Source organism: Gallaecimonas zhanjiangensis, from assembly GCF_057624825.1.
On the sequence record NZ_CM172603.1, the window covers coordinates 337,825 to 356,490 of the forward strand.

Annotated in this window: 14 protein-coding genes; 8 read left to right on the plus strand and 6 right to left on the minus strand. The window is 60.6% G+C overall.

What is annotated here, in order from left to right:
• Positions 1-520: 520 nt before the first annotated feature.
• Together AC22G1_RS01615 and AC22G1_RS01620 are read right to left on the minus strand one after the other, a co-directional pair.
• Complete coding sequence (locus AC22G1_RS01615; RefSeq protein WP_487315218.1) at positions 521-2,392, minus strand: sensor histidine kinase; 1,872 nt, start codon at positions 2,390-2,392, stop codon at positions 521-523.
• A complete protein-coding gene (locus tag AC22G1_RS01620) occupies positions 2,392-4,653 on the minus strand; it encodes a two-component system response regulator (protein ID WP_487315219.1) in 2,262 nt (753 codons plus the stop codon). The genes AC22G1_RS01615 and AC22G1_RS01620 overlap by 1 nt, the downstream gene beginning before the upstream one ends.
• 225 nt (positions 4,654-4,878) lie before the next feature.
• Between AC22G1_RS01620 and crcB the strand changes: the two genes are divergently transcribed.
• The 6 genes from crcB (at position 4,879) to AC22G1_RS01650 (ending at position 12,006) form a co-directional block, all read left to right on the plus strand.
• Positions 4,879-5,256 (plus strand): fluoride efflux transporter CrcB, encoded by a 378-nt coding sequence (gene crcB / locus AC22G1_RS01625; protein WP_487315220.1) that lies wholly within the window; start codon positions 4,879-4,881, stop codon positions 5,254-5,256.
• A 9-nt stretch (positions 5,257-5,265) separates the two neighbouring features.
• Positions 5,266-7,446, plus strand: coding sequence for a S9 family peptidase (locus AC22G1_RS01630; protein WP_487315221.1), 2,181 nt, complete (start codon positions 5,266-5,268; stop codon positions 7,444-7,446).
• Positions 7,447-7,609: 163 nt separating this feature from the next.
• Positions 7,610-9,931, plus strand: coding sequence for a glucosidase family protein (locus tag AC22G1_RS01635; RefSeq protein WP_487315222.1), 2,322 nt, complete (start codon positions 7,610-7,612; stop codon positions 9,929-9,931).
• 75 nt (positions 9,932-10,006) lie between these two features.
• Positions 10,007-10,912 carry a M14 family metallopeptidase gene (locus AC22G1_RS01640; RefSeq protein WP_487315223.1) on the plus strand — a complete coding sequence of 302 codons (906 nt, stop codon included), beginning with the start codon at positions 10,007-10,009 and terminating at the stop codon, positions 10,910-10,912.
• A 97-nt stretch (positions 10,913-11,009) separates the two neighbouring features.
• Positions 11,010-11,504 carry a DUF6622 family protein gene (locus AC22G1_RS01645; RefSeq protein WP_487315224.1) on the plus strand — a complete coding sequence of 165 codons (495 nt, stop codon included), beginning with the start codon at positions 11,010-11,012 and terminating at the stop codon, positions 11,502-11,504.
• A gap of 37 nt (positions 11,505-11,541) precedes the next feature.
• Positions 11,542-12,006 carry a hypothetical protein gene (locus AC22G1_RS01650; RefSeq protein ID WP_487315225.1) on the plus strand — a complete coding sequence of 155 codons (465 nt, stop codon included), beginning with the start codon at positions 11,542-11,544 and terminating at the stop codon, positions 12,004-12,006.
• Positions 12,007-12,012: 6 nt separating this feature from the next.
• Here the strand turns inward: AC22G1_RS01650 and AC22G1_RS01655 are convergent, their stop codons facing one another.
• From AC22G1_RS01655 to AC22G1_RS01665, 3 genes are read right to left on the minus strand one after another with little or no spacing between them, the layout of a single operon-like run.
• Complete coding sequence (locus tag AC22G1_RS01655) at positions 12,013-13,689, minus strand: toxin-antitoxin system YwqK family antitoxin (RefSeq protein WP_487315226.1); 1,677 nt, start codon at positions 13,687-13,689, stop codon at positions 12,013-12,015.
• Between the two features lie 11 nt (positions 13,690-13,700).
• On the minus strand, positions 13,701-15,839 hold the full coding sequence (locus AC22G1_RS01660; RefSeq protein WP_487315227.1) for a hypothetical protein: 2,139 nt from the start codon (positions 15,837-15,839) through the stop codon (positions 13,701-13,703).
• Complete coding sequence (locus AC22G1_RS01665; protein ID WP_487315228.1) at positions 15,836-16,756, minus strand: hypothetical protein; 921 nt, start codon at positions 16,754-16,756, stop codon at positions 15,836-15,838. Before AC22G1_RS01665 ends, AC22G1_RS01660 begins: the two co-directional genes overlap by 4 nt.
• 221 nt (positions 16,757-16,977) lie before the next feature.
• On the opposite strand from AC22G1_RS01665, the gene AC22G1_RS01670 reads away from it, so the two are divergent.
• Positions 16,978-18,012, plus strand: coding sequence for a response regulator (locus AC22G1_RS01670; RefSeq protein ID WP_487315229.1), 1,035 nt, complete (start codon positions 16,978-16,980; stop codon positions 18,010-18,012).
• 3 nt (positions 18,013-18,015) lie between these two features.
• Positions 18,016-18,456, plus strand: a complete 441-nt coding sequence (locus tag AC22G1_RS01675; RefSeq protein ID WP_050659195.1) for a PAS domain-containing protein — start codon at positions 18,016-18,018, stop codon at positions 18,454-18,456.
• On the opposite strand, the gene AC22G1_RS01680 is transcribed toward AC22G1_RS01675, so the two are convergent.
• The gene (locus tag AC22G1_RS01680) at positions 18,438-18,581 is read right to left on the minus strand and encodes a hypothetical protein (protein ID WP_157052937.1); all 144 of its coding nucleotides are present in this window, start codon (positions 18,579-18,581) and stop codon (positions 18,438-18,440) included. The two genes, AC22G1_RS01675 and AC22G1_RS01680, sit on opposite strands and share 19 nt — an antisense overlap.
• Between the last annotated feature and the right edge of the window lie 85 nt (positions 18,582-18,666).

Genomic DNA, 18,666 nt, shown 5'->3' on the forward strand with positions numbered 1-18,666 from the left:
ACAGCGCGGCCAAAGGCCGCTTCAACACCCTGTGAGAGTAGGGCGAAAAGCCGGTCGCAACGCGAGAGGCAGTGCCGGTGGCACTGGCTCAGGCTTGCAGCGCGAAGGGCTTGCCCCTGAGCTGGCCACCGCAGGCTTCATTAACGGCTCTTGGCTATTTGACAGTCCGGAGTGGTTGTCGTCCTGACGGCTCCTGCCGGTTCGGCCATCCAGGCCTCACGCTCAGCTGCACCAAGGCAGCGCCTTGGCTTCGAGCTTCGCCCCTGGCCGTCCACAGCTCACAGGCAAGCTGCTCGCGTTCGCCAGCTAAAGTCGCCTGCGTGAAAGCGGCGCTTTCACTTCAAGGCTCACCCACCGCCGCTAGCGGTGTGGCATGGCGACGCACGTCCTTGTGCGTCGTCCCTGCGGGACCGTGCTGCGCACGTCCAAGCGCCGGTTCCCGACGCGCTTGTCGCTAGGTGATGCTGCTTGTGAGATTCGCGGGCTTCATACACCGTCAAACCTCTCTTATTTATCGAGATCACAGCGCCGGTGTTTCGAGATTTTGTGGGAGTTGCAGGAAGAATGTGGTGCCTTGGCCTGGCTGGGATTGGACTTTAACTTTGCCGCGCAGCACGCTTACCACCCAGTTGTAGACAAAGTGCAGTCCCAGGCCAGAGTTGCCCTTACCGCGACCTGTGGTAACGAATGGGTCGAAGATCTGGGGGATAAGGCTAGGCTCAATGCCCTTGCCGTTGTCAGATACCGTTATTGATACCCAACCTTTATCCAGCGTGGCATTGATGGTGATGCTGCCTTTGCTGTTAGTGTCAAAGCCATGATCCAAGGCGTTTGTGATTAGGTTCTGTAGCACCTGGGACAGGGTGCCAGGCTGCGAACGCATTTCAATCTCTGGCGGTATATCCAGCACTATCGTGACATGCTGTTTGGCCGCTCGTATCTTTATGGCGTCGGTAAGGTCGTTTGCTACTTGCAGCAGTTTAAAAGCAACCACGTCTTCATTACTGCGGTCTATGGCCAGCCGTTTAAAGCGTTGCACTAGGGTAACGGAACGGGCCAAGTTCTGCTCTGCCAAGGCCAGTCCCTGTTCGGCATTGACAAGAAAGCTATCCAGATCAGAGCGGGTGAGGCCGCCGCTAATTTGAACCTTGAGGGTGTCCAAGTCACTTTGTTGTTTGGATATAGCCATCATGGCGCTGCCGATAGGGGTGTTGAGCTCATGGGCAACACCCGCCACCATCATGCCGAGAGAAGACAGCTTCCTGGCTTCGACCAAGTCATCTTGCAGGACTTGCTGCTGCTCAAGCAGGGTTTGGGCCTGTTGCTGGGCCTCAAACAGGCGCTGATTATCGCGGTCCAGCTGATCATTTAGCCCCTTGAGGCTGTGCAGGTAATTGCGCTCGTGCCTGATAAGCCAAATCCCTGGGATAAAAAGCACCAAAGCAATCACGCCTGCCTCCCACAGCACGCGCTGTCGGTTTGCCTGGGCTTGTTCAGCCGGGGTGATAGCCAACAGGAAAATATCGCGGCTGCCATCTGCCATCAGGCTGCTGCGTTCGCTGGATACGGTGCCAAGTTTAAAGGTTACGGCATTGTCTGTCTTATCCTTGGTCAGCCCCTGCCACAATGCCGGTGTCTGTGTTTTCAGATTGTATTGAGGGTGGTTGAGGTCGCGCCCCCACTGCCAGTCACTTTGTGGTGATAGCAACCAGTAGCCGTTGTCGTCGGCGATGCTGAGTTGGGTCTGGTGTTGCTTGAGCGCGCTTAAGCGTTTGAATAAGTTGGTGAGATCGTAGTTGAGGATCAATACCCCGTTGGGCATGGGGTCGATAATGCCGGTATGAAAGGCCACCCTTACCGTCGGTTTAAAAGGTCGCTCCACTTCGCCATGTTCAACGTTGAGGTCGATAGGGGAAAAGTACAAAGCCGGCGGCATGGTTTTCATGGCATCGGCAAAGTAATAGCGGCTGGCCTTGTTTTGTAGCTGCCAAGGTTGGGCAATCACTGTCTTTTGGTTCTTGATGTCGACCCTCACCATTTCCATGCCGTTTTCATCCAGCCAGCGCACCTGCTGGAGATTACGGATGGACAGCCCAAAGCGGGTAAAAACATCGGCGGCTATGCCGAGTTGAGGAGCCTGTTGCCGGTCCAGGGCGATATTGAGGGAGTGGTCGAGGTGTAGCAGGTTCAGGGCATTGCGAATATCCCCGAGCTCGCGGTTAATAAGGGCGATACCGCTGGTCAGCAGATTGTGGTGATCCCGCTCCATGTCGCTTTGAAGCTCTGCGAGCTTGGTTTTGTACCAAAAGCCCGCTATCAGCAACGGCAGCAGCAGCACCGTTAGGTAAAGTATCTGCAGGTAACTGCGGTTATGGTAACGGCGACTTGCCATCAACGGGCCTGGGCCTGGGTGGCAAGCCAATCGAGCAAAGCGGGCAAAGGCATGGGCCTTGCGTAGTAGTAGCCCTGGCCCAGGGTGCAGCCCAGTTGCAACAGCATGCTTGATTGTTCTTCCGTCTCAATACCTTCGGCGACGATGGTGTAGTCAAACTTCTCCCCCAGCCTTATCACCATGTCTGCAAGGGAATGCGTTACTTCGCTAAGTAGCAGGTCATGCACAAAACTGCGGTCCAGCTTGATGATATCGATAGGCATCCAGGCTAGATGGGCCAGGGACGAATACCCGGTACCAAAGTCATCCAGGGCGATCTTCAGCCCGGTTTGCCGCAGCCGCTCCAGCAGCGGGCTGATTTCGTCATAGTCGGCCATGGCCTGGGATTCGGTGATCTCCAGCTCCAAGAAGGGGGCCAGCAACGGGTTTTGTGTCAGCACATTGGTCAGCCGCTCCATGTAGCGGGGATTGACCAGATCCTTAAGGCAGGCGTTGAAGGACAATTGCAGGTAGAAGCCGAGTTGGTGCAACTGCTTGATAGCTTTGATGCACTCTTCAAAAACAAAGATATCGATAACGTGGCTGGTGCCGGAGGCCTCGGCCAGGCGCATGAACAGCTCCGGCGAGATCATGGTGCCGTCTGCGGTTTGCCAGCGGATCAACGCCTCCAGCCCCAGTGGCCGGCCATCGCCCAGCTTTACCTTTGGCTGGAACACCAAAAAGAACTCGTTGTTTTCCAAGGCGCTGAACGAGCGCTGCAATATCTCGTAGTGTTCCCGCTGCTGGCGCGCTATCTGCGGGCAATAAGGCAGGTAGGAAAGGCCTTTTTCATGGGCTCGGGTCAGGCTTACTCGCGCCAGGTTCAGCACGTCTTCGCCGCTCAGCTCTCCCACTTCGCTAAGGCCGATGCTGGTGACGGTCAGCGGCAGGGAGTGGAGCACCGCATCGACCGTTACTTCAAAGGAGTCCAGCCGTTTGAGTTGTTCTTCTCCCGGCATGGCGTCTTGGCTGACCATCACCGCCAGGGTGTCTGAGGCGATGCGGGCGATGTCTCTGAATATCGGGTCGCCGGCCGCCAGTTGCAGCACCAGTTGCTGGATGATGCGCTCGATATGGTCGTGGCCGAAGGTCAGGCTGCAAGAGAAGTGGTCGTCGATGGAGATGGCGATAAGGGAGGTGGCCTGGCGCTCTTCTTCGTTGAGCAAAGACAGCTCTCGCAACAGCCAGTTGCGGTTGTGGATCTTCAAAGACGAGTCCAGGTATGCGAGCTCATTGAGGCGATTGGTCAGGGTGATTTGGGTAAAGCCGATGCGAGCGTTCTCGGCAAAGACCTGCAATAGCCTGATATGGCTGGTACTGAGCTTGATGGGGGATTTCACCACGATCAGGTAATGCTGGTTGAGCTCAGAGCTAAATTCGCGGTGCTCCTGTGATTTGAAGTAAAACACCGAGCAATTCTCGTTGATGGTATTGGCCTGGTTTTTAAGGGCATTTCTTATGGCGCTGCGGATGTCGTCCGTCAGTGGCGCCAGGGCTGTTGCCTCGTCCCCCAGCTCTGCCACCGTCATGCCGCTAAAGGCGCCGCTGGCGCACAGTACCCGTTGCGGAACACCATCGTCGTAAAGCAGGGCAACGATACCGTCGGCGGTGGCCGACAAGCCGATGATCTCCGACACCTGCTCCAAAATGGATTGGGCAAACTGCTCGGTGTTTTGGCGGTTGATCATGGCGCGGGAGGCATCGGCGATCATCTGCAGGCCGTTGCGGGCCTGTTCCAGCTCGATAAGGGTCTGCCAGGAGCGCAGGTTGGTGGTGACGATAGACGGCAACCGGCCTTTGAGTTCGGATTTATCCCAATATTCGTTGATGTCGTAGTTGTCGATCACATCATTGCGCGGTGCCACGCCGGGCTGGCCGGTCAACAGCACGATGCGCACCGACTGGTTGCCAATCACATTACGGATGGTCTCCACCAGCCGCAGCCCGGCATCGTCTACCTCCATCACCACGTCCAGCAGGATCAGGGCGATATCGCTGTGGGAGTTGATGGCGTCAATGGCGGTGGGGATGGAGTTGGCAGTGAGCACCTCGACTCGGCGGCCAAGGTAGTGCAGGTTGGATAAGGAATAGAGAATGGAGGCCTGAAACCCCGGGTCATCTTCAACCGAGAGAATGCGCCAGGGAGCGGCGTCCTGTTGGGGGCTGATTTCCTTGGCCCCAGTCTTTTCCACGGCAAACTCAAAAAGATCGTTCCTGATCATAGTTATTCCTGCTGCCTGTCTTAACCGGCGGCTGCCCGGCGGTTAGATTGTCCGTAAGTCACTATCACTTATAGGCATTAGCAGGCTTTGCTGCCAGTGAGGTTGCCGTCTTGGGAACGGAGTTTGTTGAGAATTTGCTCCCTCTTGCCGGGCCTTGAGGCTGGTATCTCAAAGCCAGCATCGGTAGGCTCTGGTTATTCTTCCTTTTCTTATGAGTTGTACATCATGCAGGCATTGTTGTTTGTTGCCCTGGGCGGCGCCGTGGGCGCCATGTTGCGTTTTGGCATCAGCGAGTTTGCGGTCTGGCTACTGGGCCGAGGCTTTCCCTACGGTACCCTGGCGGTAAACCTGCTGGGCTCCCTGCTGATGGGCATTCTGATGGGCTTTATCCTCTCCGGGCAGATGGAAACCTACCCCTGGCGTAACCTTGTTGGCATCGGTTTTCTGGGGGCTTTGACCACCTTCTCCACTTTTGCCATGGACAACGTGCTGCTGCTGGAGCAGGGCGACTTTTTAAAAGCCGGCCTCAATATCTTCCTCAATCTGAGTTTGACCATCTTGTTGGCCGTAGCCGGCATGGCGTTGGTCCGCCACCATCTGTAAGGAGCGGCCATGACCAACGCACTGACTCTCGAGCGTATCTTCTCGGCGCCGGGGCTTTCCGGTGCCGCCTTACGGGCGCCGTCCTTTTCTCCCGACGGGCGCCTGGTGACCTTCTTACAAGGCCGCGACAGCGACCCCAGTCGGCTGGACTTATGGGCCTATGACATCGCCAGCGGCACATTACGGCTGCTGGTGGATGCCGACCAACTGCACCATGGTGACGAATCCCTCAGCGACGAGGAAAAGGCCCGCCGCGAGCGCCAGCGCCTCTTTGCCTCGGGCATTGTCGAGTACCACTGGTCCCACGACGGCAAGGCACTGCTGTTCCCCCTGGCTGGCAACCTTTACTACTACCCGTTGCAAGGGGGGCAGGCCCGCCAGCTCACCGATTCTGCGGCTTTTGATCTCGACGCCAAGTTCAGCCCCGACGACACCCAGGTGGCCTTTGTGCGCGACCAGAACCTCCGGGTGCTGGACCTTGCCAGCGGCCAGGAGCGGCCCCTGACCCAAGACGGCGCCGGCCCCATTAAAAACGGTATGGCCGAGTTTGTGGCCCAGGAGGAGATGGCGCGGCTGAGCGGTTATTGGTGGTCACCCGACAGCCGCCAAATCGCCTTCTTGCAGGTGGACGAAAGCCCGGTGCCAGAGGTGACCCGTAACGAGATTTACGCCGAGCGTATCGAGCTTATCCAGCAGCGCTACCCGGCGGCGGGCGATGCCAATGTCAGGGTGAAGCTGGGCGTACTCAGCGTAGAGAGCGGCAGTGTGACCTGGCTTGACCTTGGCAGTGAAGAAGACATCTACATAGCCCGGGTCGATTGGAGCCATGACGCCAGCCTGCTGACCTACCAGTGGCAAAACCGCAACCAGCAGCGCCTTGAGCTGCGCGGTGTTGACCTTGCCACCGGCCACACCCGGCTGCTGCTGGCAGAAAACGCAGACACCTGGGTAAACCTTCACGACGACCTGCGCTTTCTAAAAGCTGACAACAGCCTGCTGTGGGCGTCTGAGCGCAGCGGCTTTAAGCACCTTTACCACCTAAAAGACGGCGAGCTGGCCCCGCTCACGCAGGGCCAATGGCAGCTGGATGCTGTGAAGGCCGTGGACGAAGCCAGTGGCTGGGTGTACTTCAGCGGCTGGCTTAGCGACCCCAAAGAGCGCCAGCTTTATCGAGTCCGCCTCAATGGCAGCAGCGCCAGCCCCGAGCTTGTCTCCAAAGAGGCCGGTTGGCATGAGGTTACCTTCAGCCCGGATGCCAGCCATTACCTGGATTTGTATTCGCGTTTTGACCAACCGCCCCAGGTTGCCCTTCATGACGCCACCGGGCAGCGCCTAGCGTACCTGGTTGAAAACCGCCTCGATGAGCGCCACCCCTTGAGCCCTTATCTTGGCCAGTGGACGGCGCCGCAATACGGCACCTTAGCGGCAGAAGACGGCCAAACCCTGCACTATCAGGTGTTCAAGCCGTCTACGCCGATGCCGCCACAGGGCTACCCGGCCATAGTGCGGGTTTATGGCGGCCCCCATGCGCAGCTGGTGGTCAACGCCTGGAGCGAGGCCAACCTCTGGACCCAATACATGGTGCAGCGCGGATATGTGGTGTTCCAATTGGATAACCGCGGCAGCTTCAACCGTGGCAAGGCCTTTGAAGATGCCATTTACCAGCAACTGGCGGTGGCCGAGCTTGCCGACCAAGTGCAAGGCGCCCAGTGGCTCAAAGCCCAGGGTTTTGTTGATGGCAGCCGGGTGGGCATCTACGGCCACAGCTACGGCGGCTTTATGACGTTAATGGCGATGTTCCGCTCAGGCGAGACCTTTGCCGCTGGGGTGTCCGGGGCGCCGGTAACCGACTGGTATCTCTACGACAGCCACTACACCGAGCGTTACCTCAATACCCCCCAGGCCAACGGCGCTGGCTATGAGCGCTCGGCAGTCTTTCCCTACACCGATGGCCTTGCAGGGGAGCTTCTTATCTACCACGGCATGGCCGACGACAACGTGCTGTTTAGCAACACCACCAAGCTTGCCAACCAGTTGCAGCAGCAGGGCAAACTGTTCGAACTGATGGCCTATCCTGGCGCCAAGCATTCCCTCTATGGCCGGGAAACCCGCATCCACATGTATAAAACCATCAGCCACTTCTTTGACCGCACCTTGGGGCGCGGCCTTATCACCGCCCCCAACCTCTGACCCAAGGCCGCCTCGCGCGGCCTTTTTTATCGCTATCTTTTTGATCCTTCCCGGTTTAGGCGCCCGAACTGTGGCCCAGATCATGCTCTCATGGCTGTTATAAAAATAAATATATTATACGGTATACGTAAATGCCTGGGCTTTACGACACCAAGAGGGTGGGATGGACAGACGACACTTTTTGCAATCCATGGCGGCCGCAACCGCCGCGTTGGCGGTGATGGATGCCAAGGCCGCCCCGGCGCCACTGTGGGGGGCGGTGAAAACGGCGCCCCTGGCGGATGTCGATTTAAGCGGGTACAGCCTGGTTTGCCATTTTGACGAGCAAGGTAAACGCTGGGCCGTCTATGAAGACTGGCAGCGTCAGGATGGTGCCCTGGTCTTTACCCAGGGCCAGCAGGCGCTAGTGCTGACCAAAAGGCTGGAGGCCACCTTTGCCGGCGATACCCCGCCTTACCTTGGCATGGCGCTTTCCAAAGTCGCCCTCAGCGATGCAGACCTGCTCGCCGATGCCCTGCTGGCCAACGGCGAGCCAGATGAAACTGCCGTGCGCACCGCCGCGCCGCCGCTCGCCTCCAAGCTCAACCCGGCCGAGTACGGCGGTCGCCTGCCCTGGAACAGCTTTGTGGGCACCCGCCAGTGCAACGACACCATGATGGTCTACCCCAATGGCCGCACCCGTACTTATCACCCGCGCCAAGTGCTTAAAGGCGCAGGCTCGGATGAGCTGGCCGCCAAGCGCTTTGAAGGGCTGGTAGGGGGCTGGATGCCAGCGGTGCATAAGGTGATCCCCTTGGGGGACGGCCGCTACTACGAGCTGCTGGTGTTTGCCGATGTGGACGCTACCGACACCTTTATTGCCCAAACCTGGCACCGCTCGGCGCTGATGGAAAAAGGCAAGGTGCTGGAGGTGCATTACGCCCACAGCTACCCGGCCTATCCGCCGCGCCGCGAGCCGCCGCCGGCCGCCGATTTCTACCGGGCGTTGCTGCGTTTTGCCGGCTACTGGCAACAGCAATTGGCCGACATGGCACCCTGCCAGCTGCCTGACCCCAGCTGGAGCGACATGGCCCGCTTTGCCTTTGCCCGTGAATTGGTGGTGCGCCCCGGTGGCACCTATCCCAAATACGGCGCCGTTGACCGTGACTACTACGGCCCCGAGTACGACGGCTTCCAAGACACCTTCACCAGCTCGCTCTACGCCAACCTCGAATGGGGCCGCTTTGCGCAAGCCAGTGCGGTGCTGGACCAATACTTCAGCGACTTTGTCTATGAGGACGGCATGATCAACATGCGCGGCCCCGAGACCGGCCAGTTCGGCCTGACCTTGTCGCTGCTGGCCCGTTATTTTCAGCTCACCGGCGACAAAGCCCTGCTGCAAAAGCACCGAGGCAAGATTGCGGCCACCGCCGCATTGCTGCTTGAGCTGCACGACGCCGCCCTGGCATTACCCAAAACGGCGCCGGGCTATGGCCTTATCCATGGCTGGAACGAGTCGGATGCCTGCCTGTTTGAAGACCCGTCCATTTGGTGGAAGCCCTATTACGCCAACAGCGCCATGACCGTTCGTGGCCTAGTGGATATCGCCGCCATCTGGCCAAAACTGGGGGGCGAACCGGCTCTGGCAGGGCGCTGGCGCCAGCGCGCCGACACCTTAAAGGCCCGCCTTGAAACCAGCATCAGGGCCAATATCCGCCACGATATGAGCCCGCCCTACATTGGCCCGCTGCCTGGGGTAGCGCTCACCTTCCGCCAGGCCCTTGCCCAGCAGCAACCCAGCGAGCAAGGCTGGCCGCACCGGGTTTATGCCGAGCTGCTGCACGCCGACGTGTTACCGGCGGATCTGGCCAACCTGGTGATCGATTGCATGCGCGCCTATGGCGCCACCAGCATGGGCGTGGTGGCCAATATCACGGCGCCGAACGACAAAGAGCGCAACCTGCTGGGCTTTATCTCCTACGGCTATGCTTTGCAGCTGCTGCGCCTGGGGCGGGTTGATGAGTACCTGCTGTTTATGTTCGCCCATCGCTACCACGCCCACACCCCCGGCAGCTGGACCGCCGGCGAGGTGAGCGATATCACCGGTGGCATGCCACTGTTTTGCATGCCGGCCCAGCTCACCATCCCGCTGCTGCTGCGCTGGGCGTTGGTGTTTGACGACGGCCCCCAGTTGCACCTGGCAAAGGCGGTGCCCCATGCCTGGTGGCAAAGCGGTAAAACCGTCGCCTGTGAGGCTATCCCCACCCCCTGGGGCAAGGTGGGGTATCGCCTGCAACTGCACTTGGGCGAGGGCCGCCTGAGTGGCACCGTCACGCTGCCTCAAAGGCTGCCTGAGGCGCTGACCCTGACCCTGCGCCTGCCCAAAGGTAAGCGTTGGCAGCAGTTGCTGGTGGGCGGCCAGCCGGCCGAAGCCTGTGGCCAGGATTGTTTTGTGATTCGCGGCAAGGCGGGGCAGGTGCTGGCGGTAGAGGGGCGGCTTGGCTGAGGGGGCCGGCCCCTGCTGCTGGCGGCATAACTTTGCTACCCTGTGGTCTTTTCGTCAGCAGCAAAGGCAACAGAGATGACCTATCACATTGGTACCCCAGGCTCGCCCTGGGGCGAGCAGGAAAAGGCCCAGTGGCTGGCCGAGCGCCATCTGCAGCGCAGCTACCAGGACGAAGTTGTCAGTCAGGTTCAGGCCCTGGCCGCAGGCTTGGAACTGGTGCAATACGGCGCCCTGAGTTACGACCCCGAGCGCTACCCGCTGCTGGCGCTCAAGTCCCCCAACTGGCAGCCGGGTAAACCCTATGTGCTGGTCACCGGTGGCATGCACGGCTACGAAACCTCCGGGGTGCAGGGGGCGATAGCCTTTGCCAGAGAGAAGGCCGGCCACTACGGCCAGTACTTCAACCTGCTGATCTGCCCCTGCATCAGCCCTTGGGGGTATGAGGTGATCAACCGCTGGAACCCGCTGGCGCTGGACCCTAACCGGTCTTTTATTGCTGACAGCCCGTCGGAAGAAGCGGCCGCCCTGCAAAAACTGGTTGCCGATATCGGGGCCGAATTTCTTTGCCATATCGACCTGCACGAAACTACCGACAGCGACGAGTCCGAGTTCCGCCCGGCCTTGGCGGCCCGCGACGGCAAAGCCTTTGAGCCCGGCACCATCCCCGATGGCTTCTACGTGGTTGACAACACCGAGTCCCCGCAGCCGGCCTTTCAGCAGGCCATTGTCGAAGCGGTAGCCAAGGTGACCCATATCGCCCCGGCCGACCCGGACGGCACCATCATTGGCTCCAAAGTGGTGGCGCCCGGGGTGATTGAATACCCGCTGAAAAAGCTGGGCCTGTGCGCCAGCGTAACCACCGCCCCCTATACCTGCACCACCGAGGTGTACCCGGACAGCCCCAAAGCAACCCCGGCCATCTGCAACGCCGCCCAGGTGGCAGCAGTGTGCGGCGCCCTGGAATTCCTGCTGGCCAGGTAATGCTCCCAAGGCCCGCCAACCCGTGACTTCTGGCACATTGTTGCGCCGCTAGCGGGCCGATAACCTTGCCAGGCAACCTACGCAAAAGGAGCCTGTCATGGTACTTGAGATACTCAAACACACCCCGCTGTGGGTTTACGGATTACTGCTGGGCTTGCTGTATCTGGGCGTGACCCAAACCCGCCCCCGCCAGCTTTCTCGCACCCGAGCCCTGATGCTGCCCATGGTCATGGTGGTGCTCTCGGCCCTTGGCCTTATCAGCAGTTTTGGCGCCACGGCGCTGCACCTGGGGCTGTGGCTGGCGGGCCTGGCGGTAACGGCACTGGTGGCGGGCGAGCTGTTCACGCTGGTTAAGGCGCGCTATCACGCCCACAGCGGCCAGTTTCATGTGGAGGGCAGTTGGTTGCCATTGCTGCTGATCCTCGGCATCTTCTTAACCAAGTACCTGGTGGGCGTGCTGAGCGCGCTGCACAGCCAGTTGTTGGCCGAGCCGGCCGTGGTGGCCATGCTCTGCCTGCTCTATGGGGTGCTAAGTGGCCTCTTTTTGGCAAGGGCCCGGCGCCTTTGGCGCCTGGCGCGCCAGCCGGAATAAATAGCCGGGCAGTGAAGCCTGGCGCGATGGAGAATCGATGAGAATTGCCGCTGTAGCGCTGCTGGCGCTGTTACTTCAGGCCTGCGCCAGCACGCCGCCGCCCCTTAGCCAAGACCCGCAATGCGAGGCAGAGTCCACCCTGGCCGGGGTGCTGGCGGGGCTTAAGTGGAATATCCGCAGCAAGGACTGGGACCAAGCCCGCAAGGACCGCAACTGGGCGCTGATGGCCCGCACCCTCTACCAAACCCAGAGCGAGCCGCGCCTCGCCGAAGGGCCCTTTCGTGACTTGGTCGAGCAGGTTCACGGCCTGGATCTGACCAGCAGTTTCAAAGATGAAATGCTGGCCTACAGCAGCGTGGTGGCGGCCCAGTGCGAGCTGCGCCGCGAAGGGCGCATCAGCTGGCCCCTGGCTAAGGTCAAGGCGCAGCTGCTGACCTGCCAACCCCAGCATATCGTGGCCAGTACCCAGGCCTGCCTGAAAAAGGTGCTGGCCGCCGACTAACCCCGTTTAGTTGCCAAAAAGCAGGCAGTCGGTGTCGCCTGCTGGGCAGGGTTTGGCATCCTCTGCCACCGGCACGCCTTGGCGGTAATGCTCGGTGCTGTAGAGCACGCCGCCGCTGTAACGGCGCTGCTCGCCGTCAAGCTCCCCATCTTGGTAGCGGCTCACTTCCTCCAGCAGGCCATTGGCGGCAAAGCGGTAAAAGGTGCCCTGGGGGCGGCCTTGCTGGTCGTACTGGGCCGTGCCCAGCAGGTAACCGGCCTCATCTTTGGCCTGCCACTTGCCCACCTGGTTGCCGGCCTGGTAGCGGCCATGCCAGAGCCGGGGGGCTTGCTCATAGGGGGCCTGGAAGACCCACTCGCCAGTGCGAAGGCCTTTTTCCATCAAGCCCTTACCCAGCAAGCGGCCGTCTTCATCGTATTGCAGCCACTGGCCGTGTTCCTGGCCGCGCCGGTAATGGGCAAGCAGCAACAGCTGGCCTGCCGGGGTTTGTTCGCGCACTTCGCCGTCGAGCTCGCCAGCCTGGTTGTAATGCTCGGTTTTAAGGGTTTGTTGGTGATAGTGCCAGGTGCCCACCTTGTTGCCTTGCTGGTATTGGCCTTCTGCCAGCAAGGTGCCCTCGCGGCTTTCGCTGTAGGGGCCATGGCGCTCGCCATTCTGGTAGTGGCTGCGGGTGATATGGCGGCGGCCTTGGAAATCGGTGTATTGCTCAAGCATCAGCCCCTGGCGGCGCCCGGCCAGGGTTTCTTGGCGGGTGATGGGCTGGTCGCCACCTGCAAAGGTTTCCACTAGGGTCCAGCGCCGGGCGTTATCGCTCTGGCGGCGCCGCTCAAGCTTGCCGTCTTTATAGTACTGCTCGGTTTCCAGGCGGTTTTTGCCCTGGTAGGCCAGGGTTTGGTGGTAGCTCAGGGTGCCGGCCTCGGTAAAGCGGCGGGTTTGGCTAAGGCGCCCTTGGCTGTCGTAGACCGCCAGCTCATTGAGCACCCCCGAGCTATAAAAGCGCTTTTGCTCACCGGTGCGTTTGCCGCCTTGGTAGTGCTCGACGCGCACCAGGGTGCCGTGCTTGTCAAAGCTTCGGGACTCGCCGTGCTGGCGGCCAGCCCGGTAGGCTGTTTCGTGGCTTAGGCTGCCGTCTTCGCGCCAGTCTTTGTCGGTGCCGTCGCGCCTGCCGTTTTTATAGAAGGTTTCGCTGCGCCGCTTACCGCTGCCCCAAAAGTAGGCCTGGCGGCCATCAAGCTGGCTGCGCGAGTTGTAGTGGCGAAGGGCGATCAGTTGGCCGCCTTCGCCATATTGCTTTTCTTCGCCCACTTGGCGGTCTTTGACATAGTGCTGCTCACGGCTGAGCTTACCGTCGCTGTTGTAGTAACTGACCACTCCGTTGATATAGCCCTGGCTGTCGCGCTGGCCTACCGCCTCAAGCTGACCGTTTTCATGAAAGTACCGGTAGGGGCCGACGGCCACGGCGCTGTTGATGTCCTGGCGGTCAAAACTGCCGACAAAGCGCTGCTGGCCGCTGCTTTTGTAGTAGATGGTGCCAAACCAGCGGCCGTCTTTTTCGGCCAGCGGCTCGGCCAGATAAAAGCTGGCCTGGCCGGGGGCGGTGCGGTTCCAGTGATCGTCCAGCCACACCTGGGCGGCGCTCACCTTCAGCGCCAGGGGCAGCAGCAACATCAAGATAAAACGCATGGTGGCTGTCCTCATGGCAGGGGCGGGAAATCGGTGGTCCATTGGCGCTGGTAGGGGACGGGTGCCACCACCAACTGCCGGGCTTTAACTGGCAGGCCGGCCACCCGCAGGTAACCGTCAACGCCGATGCTGGCCAGGGTATCGCCGGGTTTGGCGGGCATGCCGCTGTGGCCATCAAGTAGGGCCAGTGGCCGGCCTTCGCCATCCAGCAGCTGCAACCGGGCCAGGGTGGCCTCTACCGTGGCATTGCCATCCAGCCCGTCGATGTTGACCAGCCAGGGGCTGGCGGGATCGGCGCTAAAGGCAAGAGGCTGCCAGCCGGGCGTGCCGGTGCAGTCAAGGCGGGTGGTAACCGATTGGCCGTAAAAGTAGCGGCGTTTACCGTCGTCGGTGGCCAGCACCATTTGTTGCCCCGGCGCGGCAAAGCCAAGATAACCCGCCTCAGGCACGGCCGCGGGCTGCCAGGTAACGGGGTGGCCGTTCTCGCTAAAGCCCTTGTCGAGGCTTAGCTTGCACAAAGGCTGCCAGGCGGTGGGTAAGGTCAGCAGCAGCCCCTGGCCTTTATCCAGGTGCAGCGCCGGTTCCAGAGGGGCGCTGTCACTGCCTTCAAAGAGGGTCAATGCTTCGGGGGACGGGTAGTGGGGGTTGGCAAGGTAACGATTGGGGCTGATAAAACCCACTTGCCGGCGCAGCACCGGCTCGGAGCTTCGCTCCAGCACATAAAAGGTAACCTGGCCCGGCGCCTTATCCAGGTGAAACACTAGGCGCTCGGCGCCCTGGCCTGTGATGCTGGCGATGGCCTCTTTCTCTACCGGTTGCAGCCAGTCTGGCAGGGCCTTGGTATCGCTTTGCCAGTTCATGGTGCCTTGCAGGCCGTCAAAGCCCAGCAGCAGCCAACTGGTGGCGGTGTTGGTGTGGCTCAGGGTGAGCTCAAGGGGCGCGTTGGGCGACGAGCTTAAGGTGAGGATTTGGCCGCCAAGGCGCAGCTGCTGGGTTTTACCGGGCTGCAAGGTCAGGCTTTTGGCGCGCACTGTGGTGGTGTAGAGCTTGGCGTCGGCCCTGATGCTGGCAATGGCGGCGGGGTTTTCTTGCCAGCCGGTGCGAGCAAGGGAGGTGTCGATGCGGGCGATATCGCCGTAGAGCGGGTAGCGCGAGCGCTCCTGGATGAGCAAGGCGTCTTTTATCACCTGGCCGCCAGCGTCCAGCGCCTCGATGTTATCCAGCGCCAGCTCCTGGCGGTCCGGGTTGCCGGGTAAGAAGTAGCTTAGGCGCAAGTCGTCATGGCGCGGGTCGATGTAGCCCTCGGCGTAGAGGTGGTCGGTGGCCGGGGCATGGCTTTGCTGCTCGGGGGGCGTGGGAATGGCAAAGGGCTCGTCGTCCAGCTGCTGGTAGCTGGTGCGATAACTCAAGGAGGTGAGCGATCTGCCCTTGGGCGCCATCACCATCAAGGTGCGCAGCTGGCCGGTGATGCCAAAGCGCTCAAAAGGCGCCTCCATCACCAGGGCCATGTGGGTCAGCCAGGTGGTTTTTCTGTCAAATTGCAGGCGCCCGTAAAGGCGGGTTTGCTCGGCCTCGGCGCTGAAGTGGGCGTGTAGCTGCGAAGGGGTTACCTCGTCCACGGTGAGGGTGGCTCTGTGGCCCTGGATATCCGGCAAGGCCAGGGTGGCGCCCGGGGTGGCAGGAATGGCGCTGACAAAACCCGGCACCGCCATGCCCTGGCGCAACTGGCGGATAAGCTCGCTGCCGCCGCGCTCAAGGGCCTTTTGCCACAGAGCCTGGTCGTGGCCTTGAAGCGTGACCAGCGCGCCGCTTTTGGCGTCTACGGCCAGCTCAAAGCCGGCGGCCATCAACTGGCGCCATTCCTTGTCACCGCTGTTTGGCTGGTCGCTACGCAGCCGCCCTTGGCCACTGGCGTCCAGCGCCATGTAGTCGTTGGCGATATCAAAGCGCAGTACCTTGCCGGTTTCGGTGACCCGGTAACGCACCAGAGACTGGCTGTCCACGTGCTGGCTGGGGTAGTGGCCGTCCGGCTTGACCAGGGTGCTGGTCACTACCTGGTAGCTTTGCTCGTCCCCAAGCTTGGGGGAGAACACCAAATCGTCGTTGCAGCCACCGAGCAGCAGCAACGCCAGTAGCACCAAGGGCCTCATGGCTGCGCCTCAAGCGTGGCCTTGGCGGGCAACACCAGCAGCGTCATGGTCATCAGGGTCAGCACCATCTGGCTGGTGCCAGCCAGGATACAGGCCAGCATCAACTGCCAGGCCTCGCCCTCAAGGCTGAGTACCCACTGGCAAAGGCCGATAAGGGCCGACAACCCCAGATAAGTGCCGATAAATGGCGCCTTGGCCAGCCCGGCGTTATTGAGGCGCTTGACCACCAGCACCAGCCAGTAGATGACGGTGGCGGCAAACAGCAACACCATGGCCATGGTGGCCACCGTGAGCATGACAAGGCTGAGGCTCGCCATCCACGACAGCAGCGCCCCCACCACCAGCACCACCAAGGCCATTACCAGGTTTTTGTAGAAAAAGGCGCCGGCACTGATCTGGGTGCTGGCGGCTCGTGCCGGATTCAATGCCGCCAGTGGGTGGCGGCCAATGCCGGGCCTGAAGGCGGCAACAGCCACCAGGGCGAAGCATGTTGCCAGCGTCACCAGCCCCAGCGCGAAAAGGTAGGGCTGGGCGCCGTCGTTCAAGGCGTTCTCGAAGTTGGAGTTCATGCCTGCCAGGCGCCTTGGCAGCCGGGTCAGCACGTAACAGCCGAAGGCCAGCAACGGCGCCAAAAAGCGCCCACAAACACCCCGCGCCAGCAGGTAGCAAATGGCCAGCATCGGCAGGTCGCCCAGTACCCAGGTCGGCTGAAAGAATTCCAGCAGCACTTGCAGCTTGTTGACGATGAAGGGGTCAGTGCCGTTACGGTCTGCGTTTTCGATGACACTTATCAGGTAACGCTGGCCCAGGGTGCTGGACAGTTCCAACTGCAACAGCAGGGTCAGGCCGATAAAAAAGCGGGTTCTGTCGAGGCTTTGGCGGGGGGCGAGGAAAATATCCTTGAGGATTGCCAGCATGTGTCCGTCCGTGGGCTTGAAGGTGGCGGCATGATAGGGAATTTCCCCAGGCAGGACCAGCCAGGCCGGGTAGGTTGCACCTTTGCTCCGTTAAGTGGCTGGCCCTTTGCTGCAAAAGTGAGCGAAAACGCCGTTTTTTCAAGGCCGGCCACTATCTTCCTTTGCTAAACAGCCACTTCCTTTCTAGTCTTTGGCCTATCCAAGCCCGCCAAGAAGGCCTTATGGCAACCCGAATTCTTATCTGCGACGACTCAGGGATGGCCCGCAAGCAAATGGCCCGTTCCCTGCCCGCCGACTGGGAGGTCGATGTCCAGTTTGCCAAGGATGGGCGCGAAGGCCTGCAATTGATCAAGGCCGACAAGCCCGAGCTGCTGTTTCTGGATCTCAACATGCCCGACGTGGACGGCTACCAGGTGCTGGAGGTGCTCAAACGCGCCAACATCCAGCTGCCGGTGATCGTGGTGTCTGGGGACATCCAGGAAGAGGCTCACCGGCGGGTAAAAGCCCTGGGGGCACTGGATTTCATCAAAAAACCCATGGCCGCAGACAAACTGCTGGCGGCCCTGGAGGCCACCGGCCTTTACCGAAAAGCCGCCGCCAAAGCGCCCGAGGCGGCGCCCGCCCCCCCGGTGGCCGAACCGCAGCGCCAACAGCGCCCGGCCCTGGAGTTGTCTCCCGAGCTTCGCGACGGTTACCAGGAAGTGGTGAACGTGGCCATGGGCCAGGCCGGTGCCATGCTGGCCCAGATGCTGGGGATCTTCGTCAAGCTGCCTATCCCCAAGGTTGACCTCTTGGAGCTCAGCGAAATGCAGATGGCGCTGCAGTCGGCCATGTCAGACCGGGTTTCTGCCATCTGCCAGGGCTTTATCGGCCCGGGGCTGTCTGGTGAGGCATTATTGCTGCTGGACGACGCCGACCTGGGCGATCTGGCCCGGCTGCTCAAATACGAGGGCGAGTTGACCCCGGCGGTGGAAGTGGAGCTGCTGACCGACATCGCCAATGTGCTGACCAGCGCCTGCCTTGCCGGCCTTGCCGAGCAGCTGGACGTGCGTTTTTGCCAAGGCCACCCCACGGTGCTTGGCCTGCATCGAGACCTGCACGAGCTGCTGCGCCACGCCAAATCCTGGCAGCGGTTGCTGGCGGTGGAGATAAGCTACGGCCTGGAGGACTACAAGCTCACCTTCGACTTGTTGATCCTGCTGACCGAATCGTCCCTGCATACCCTCAATTTCAAAATCGCCCACCTGCTGGAGTAACTGATGAGCGCGCTTTCCGAACTCAACGAGATCCATTGGCTGGTGGAGCTGTTGCAGAATGTCGATGTGGGCATGATGGTGCTGGACCGCGACTACAAGGTGCAGAGCTGGAACGGCTTTTTGGAAAACCACAGCGGCATGTTGCCAAGCCAGGTCAAAGACCGGGTGCTGTTTGACGTCTTTCCCGAGTTGGAGCGGCCCTGGTTCGAGCGTAAGGCGGCCATGGTCTTTACCCTCAAAAGCCGCGCCTTTGTCACCTGGGAGCAGCGCCCCTACCTGCTGCGGTTCAACAACTACCGGCCCATCACCGGCACCGCCGAGTTCATGTACCAGAACGTCACCTTGTTCCCCATCACCGGCCTGACCGGCGATGTGACCCACATGGCGGTATTGATCTACGACATGACCGATCTGGTGCTGGCCCGTCAGGACACCAGCAAATAAAGGAATACCCCAAAGCCGCCAAAGAGGCAGGCGCCCAGCAGCAGGGTGATCAATAACGAAGGTGGAGCCTGGTGAGGTGTGGCGAGCCGGTCCTGGCTCGGCTTTGACGCGGCGGTTTTAGCCATGGGAATCCTTTCCATGTATATAACGAATTGATTATTAACAACTATTGCAATCCATGCCATAGCGGATACTAGTGCAGCGACGCCG

Coding starts and splice junctions, on each gene's coding strand:
- AC22G1_RS01665 (WP_487315228.1), bottom strand. CDS start 16,756: ATGCTGGCAATCCTCAAGGATATTTTCCTCGCCCCCCGCCAAAGCCTC.
- AC22G1_RS01655 (WP_487315226.1), bottom strand. CDS start 13,689: ATGCGTTTTATCTTGATGTTGCTGCTGCCCCTGGCGCTGAAGGTGAGC.
- AC22G1_RS01670 (WP_487315229.1), top strand. CDS start 16,978: ATGGCAACCCGAATTCTTATCTGCGACGACTCAGGGATGGCCCGCAAG.
- AC22G1_RS01620 (WP_487315219.1), bottom strand. CDS start 4,653: ATGATCAGGAACGATCTTTTTGAGTTTGCCGTGGAAAAGACTGGGGCC.
- AC22G1_RS01615 (WP_487315218.1), bottom strand. CDS start 2,392: ATGGCAAGTCGCCGTTACCATAACCGCAGTTACCTGCAGATACTTTAC.
- AC22G1_RS01630 (WP_487315221.1), top strand. CDS start 5,266: ATGACCAACGCACTGACTCTCGAGCGTATCTTCTCGGCGCCGGGGCTT.
- AC22G1_RS01640 (WP_487315223.1), top strand. CDS start 10,007: ATGACCTATCACATTGGTACCCCAGGCTCGCCCTGGGGCGAGCAGGAA.
- crcB (WP_487315220.1), top strand. CDS start 4,879: ATGCAGGCATTGTTGTTTGTTGCCCTGGGCGGCGCCGTGGGCGCCATG.
- AC22G1_RS01650 (WP_487315225.1), top strand. CDS start 11,542: ATGAGAATTGCCGCTGTAGCGCTGCTGGCGCTGTTACTTCAGGCCTGC.
- AC22G1_RS01680 (WP_157052937.1), bottom strand. CDS start 18,581: ATGGCTAAAACCGCCGCGTCAAAGCCGAGCCAGGACCGGCTCGCCACA.
- AC22G1_RS01675 (WP_050659195.1), top strand. CDS start 18,016: ATGAGCGCGCTTTCCGAACTCAACGAGATCCATTGGCTGGTGGAGCTG.
- AC22G1_RS01635 (WP_487315222.1), top strand. CDS start 7,610: ATGGACAGACGACACTTTTTGCAATCCATGGCGGCCGCAACCGCCGCG.
- AC22G1_RS01660 (WP_487315227.1), bottom strand. CDS start 15,839: ATGAGGCCCTTGGTGCTACTGGCGTTGCTGCTGCTCGGTGGCTGCAAC.
- AC22G1_RS01645 (WP_487315224.1), top strand. CDS start 11,010: ATGGTACTTGAGATACTCAAACACACCCCGCTGTGGGTTTACGGATTA.